This window comes from Mycobacterium sp. (genome assembly GCF_040509115.1).
Lineage (GTDB): Bacteria > Actinomycetota > Actinomycetes > Mycobacteriales > Mycobacteriaceae > Mycobacterium.
The window spans coordinates 1-3,870 of record NZ_JBEVLO010000273.1; the positions used below are offsets into that span (position 1 = coordinate 1).

General features: G+C 67.5%; 4 protein-coding genes. 2 read left to right on the plus strand and 2 right to left on the minus strand.

All coding sequences use genetic code 11. From position 1 onward, the window contains the following. Nucleotides 1-230 precede the first annotated feature (230 nt). Nucleotides 231-809: a hypothetical protein gene (locus ABW137_RS18375; protein WP_526402537.1), complete on the plus strand. Its 579-nt coding sequence runs from the start codon at nt 231-233 to the stop codon at nt 807-809. A 174-nt stretch (nt 810-983) separates the two neighbouring features. Here ABW137_RS18375 and ABW137_RS18380 read toward each other — a convergent pair whose 3' ends face one another. Beyond that, nucleotides 984-1,979 carry an NADP-dependent oxidoreductase gene (locus ABW137_RS18380; RefSeq protein ID WP_526402539.1) on the minus strand — a complete coding sequence of 332 codons (996 nt, stop codon included), beginning with the start codon at nt 1,977-1,979 and terminating at the stop codon, nt 984-986. A gap of 34 nt (nt 1,980-2,013) precedes the next feature. Beyond that, nucleotides 2,014-3,165, minus strand: coding sequence for an alpha/beta hydrolase family protein (locus ABW137_RS18385; protein ID WP_526402540.1), 1,152 nt, complete (start codon nt 3,163-3,165; stop codon nt 2,014-2,016). Between the two features lie 89 nt (nt 3,166-3,254). On the opposite strand from ABW137_RS18385, the gene ABW137_RS18390 reads away from it, so the two are divergent. Further along, a complete protein-coding gene (locus ABW137_RS18390) occupies nt 3,255-3,860 on the plus strand; it encodes a TetR/AcrR family transcriptional regulator (protein ID WP_526402542.1) in 606 nt (201 codons plus the stop codon). Nucleotides 3,861-3,870: the final 10 nt, after the last annotated feature.

Here is a 3,870-nt window from a genome sequence, read left to right on the forward strand (position 1 = left end):
GGATGACGTGCCGCGAACCGTCGCCCAGACCTCGGTGGTGATCAGCGGCAGGGATGGCCCCTACCTGCTGCAGATAAACGCCGAGGGACCGGAAGCCGACTTCGACGCGTTGAAGGCTGCGTCACTGGTGATCGCCGAGAGAACCACGATCCGGCCGTGATGCCGAGCCGGAGGTATTCGAGTAGTGCGCTACTCACGATCGGGCGGCAGCCACTAGGCACACTCTGAACATGTCGAAACCCGGGATCTTTTGGGTAGCCGCGGCTGCGGTGTTGTCCGCTGGCGTCGGAATCGTCGTATCGGGCCCGGCGCATCCGGACGGTGCGCTGGGCGGCATGACCGGACCACGTCTCCCGTCGTCGGTTGGCTTCTCGCTAGTGGGGACGGACTTCTTCGAGCCGCCGCCGGCACCGCCGCCGCCACCCCCACCGCCGCCACCTGAGCCGGACCCAGCCCCCGCGCCCCGCGCCGTGCCCCAAGTGGTGGTAGCTCCACCTCCACCTCCACCTCCACCTCCGCCTCCACCCCCGGAGTTGAAGCTCCGGCTCGACAACCCGGTGACTGCGGCCTTCGTGTCGATCGATCACCTGAACCAGCCTGCGGTGGGTTGCACGATGAGGACGGTTCCGTTGGCAGGACCCGCCGCTCTGGTCAACTACGGCGTGCCCGACAACTTCTTCACCGTCACCGATTCGGGCGAGGCGAGGATCCCTGCGGGCGGCAGTCTCGGACCGGCGACGGGCTCGACCTGGAGGCTCACCGTGACGTGTGACAACGGGTTGTCGACCAGTATGGACCAGACGTTCTGATCGATCCCTTCACCTCGGCGCGGCGACGAGTGCCTGGTCGAGGGCGAGGCCGTAGGCAGCGATCCGCTCGAATGCGAGCGCGGAAAAGGTGTTTGCCTGGAGATCGTCACGGAGGGTTCGGTGTCACGGAGGGTTCGGTATCGGGAACCGGCGCCGCATCCAGACGGTCCGTCGTCACGCCACCGTGAGCACGATCTTGCCGCGAATGTGTCCGCGGGCGGCCCGTTCGTGGGCCTGCCGCGCGTCCGCGAGCGGGAACGTGCTGTCGATGGCGACGCGGAGCTCGCCCGATTCGAGCAGGGTTCCGAGTTCGGCGAGTTGTGAACCGTCCGAGCGGACTTGAGTTCCCGAGACGGTCACGCCGAGTCTCGCGACCTCGTCGGGGTCGAAGTCGCCGAAGTACACCGGGTACAACGCGCCGCCGCGCTTGAGCGTGCGCAGGAAGCGACTGCTGGCGGGACCGCCGACCGTGTCGAGGACGAGGTCGACCTCGCGCACCACGTCCTCGGGATGGATCTTGGTGTAGTCGATGAAGCGGTCGGCGCCGAGGTCGCGAAGGAACGACTCGTGCGGCCCCGAGGCGACCGCGATGACGTTCGCGCCCTTCCACTTCGCGAGTTGCAGCGCCAAGTGTCCGACGCCGCCGGCCGCGCCATTGACGAGCACCGTCGTCGAGGGCGTCAGGGCCATCGGACGGTGCTCCGCCTCTTGGAACGGGGAGGGATGGTCGTGCCCCAGGGCGATCAGGAACTGCCACGCGGTGAGCCCCGACATGGGCACGGCTGCCGCGTGCAGGTGATCGATGCCTGCCGGCTTGAGCGCGAGGTCCGACGCGGGTGCGGTGACGTACTCGGCGTACGCGCGGCTGTCGACGCTGGGAAAGCGCACCATTCCGAAGACGTCGTCCCCGACCGAGAAGTCGTCGACGCCTGTGCCGACGGCCTCGACGACGCCCGATACGTCGGACCCGGGGATGAAGGGCAGCGCCGGCGGCGGCATGATCTCGGGAGGCACGTCGGGCATTCCCTCGCGGACGTACCAGTCGGGTGGATTGACGCCCACGGCGTGAACGCGCACGAGCACTTCGCCCGATGCGGGCTGGGGGATCGGCACCTCGTCGTACCGCAACACCTCGGGGCCGCCGAACTCGTGTAGTCGGATCGCCTTCATCAAGTGTTCCTCCTGCAGTTGGGGTTTGGGTTGATCAGGCTGCGAGGGTGTCGTCCAGCCAGTCGAACATTCGTTGGTGGAAGAGCGTCAGCGCGCCCTCGTGGCAGTGCTCGCCCGCGCCCTCGGCGGCCGTGAACGCAAGAAACGTCTTCGGGCACTGCAGGGCTTCGTAGAGTCGGGCGGGCTGTCCCTGGAAGAACTGATCGTTCTCGGCCTCGCAGACCAGTGTGGGGCAGGCGATCCGGTCGACCACGGCGGTGAGGTCATACTTCCTGAATTCGTCGATCAGCTGTTGGGCGGTCGTGACGCCTAGCGTCCACAACGCATTCGACAGCACCCATCGCAGTGACGTCGACGCCTCCGCCCTGCGGGCGATCAGCTCGTCGTCGAGCGGGTCGGGTAGGGCGTCGGCCATGGTGAACACGCCGTCGTAGGCGATGCACGCCGCGATCCGGTGCTCGAAGGCGGCCGCGCGGGGAGCCAGGTAACCGCCCATGCTCATCCCGAGCAGCGCGATGCGTTCGGGGTCGACGCCGGGGAGGTCGACGGCGACGTCCACGACGGGGGTCACCACCGCCTCCCAGTCGTATCGGAAGGGTAATCCGTTGTGCCGCAATGCGGTACCCTGTCCCGGACCTTCGAAGATCAGGCAGTTCCATCCGTGCCGCCGCGCGGCTTCCCCGACTGCGAAGAACATCTCCTCGACCGTCGAGTCGAAACCGCCGTGCGCGAGCAGCGTTGGGCCAGGCGCGTTTCCGCTGACGTTGAGGTAGTAACCCTCCAGTTCGACGCCCTCGTAGGGGATGCGCACCCGGGTCCACTGGCTTTGGACTTCCGGCGCGGCCCGGAACGCATCGATGGCGCGCGCCGAGGTGTCCGCAACGCGAGGATCGTTCGATGGATCGTCGCGTAGGTAGAACTCGGCGGTGCGGTAGTAGTTCGACGCTCGCAGGTAGGCGCTGCTGGCGCTGACCGCGTGTCCTGCGGCAGCGCAGCCGTCGGCGATGGCGGCCACGCGGTCTGCCAGGGCGCGCCATTCCCGGTACCAGGACTCCACGTCGCCGGGGGTGATCCGTCGAGCGGTGGTGATGACCTCGCCGATGTCGGCGCCGCCGTAGACCGTGTAGCCGACCGCGCGCAACGTCTCGAACGAAAACGACTCGTCGTTGTCGAAGATGAATCGCATGCCCACTCCCAACGCTTATGGCAACATGTGGTTGCTATAAGTCGAGAGTGGCACTCGAGTCGTGTTAATGCAACAAACAGGGGCGATTGGTGGCGAATCGGCAGGTCGTGCAGGGTGTGCGAACCGGAGGCCGCAGCGCGCGAGTCCGCGAGGCGATATTGTCCGCTGCCTTCGAGGAGCTGATCGACGGCGGCTACGCGGCGGTCAGCGTGGAGGCGGTGGCCTGCCGCGCGGGCGTCAACAAGACCACCATCTATCGGCGCTGGCCAACGCTCGATGATCTTCTGGTCGACGCGCTGACGGCGTGGTCGCTCGAAGCGCTCCCGGTCCCCGACACCGGCAGCATCGACACCGACCTCCTCACGTTCGGCGCGGAACTCGCCGACCTGCTCAACGGATCGGTGGGGCGCCAGGTCGTGGCCTTCGTCCTCACGGCTGGCCTGCGATCCGACCAGCTGCGCGAAGCGACCCGCCGCTACTTCGAGCACCAAGCCGCCCGCGCCGTCCCGACCGTCGAGCGAGCGATCGATCGAGGCGAGCTCCCTGCGGACTGCGACACCAACGCCCTGCTGATGACCTTCCGGGCGCCGTTGTTCTATCGCATGGTGACCACCGGCGATCCCATCGACGACGACCTCATCGCGCACGCCGCGCGCCTCACCCTCACGGCAGCCCACGCGGGACTGCTGTCGTGAGTGTCAGCCG

Coding starts and splice junctions, on each gene's coding strand:
- ABW137_RS18385 (WP_526402540.1), bottom strand. CDS start 3,165: ATGCGATTCATCTTCGACAACGACGAGTCGTTTTCGTTCGAGACGTTG.
- ABW137_RS18380 (WP_526402539.1), bottom strand. CDS start 1,979: ATGAAGGCGATCCGACTACACGAGTTCGGCGGCCCCGAGGTGTTGCGG.
- ABW137_RS18375 (WP_526402537.1), top strand. CDS start 231: ATGTCGAAACCCGGGATCTTTTGGGTAGCCGCGGCTGCGGTGTTGTCC.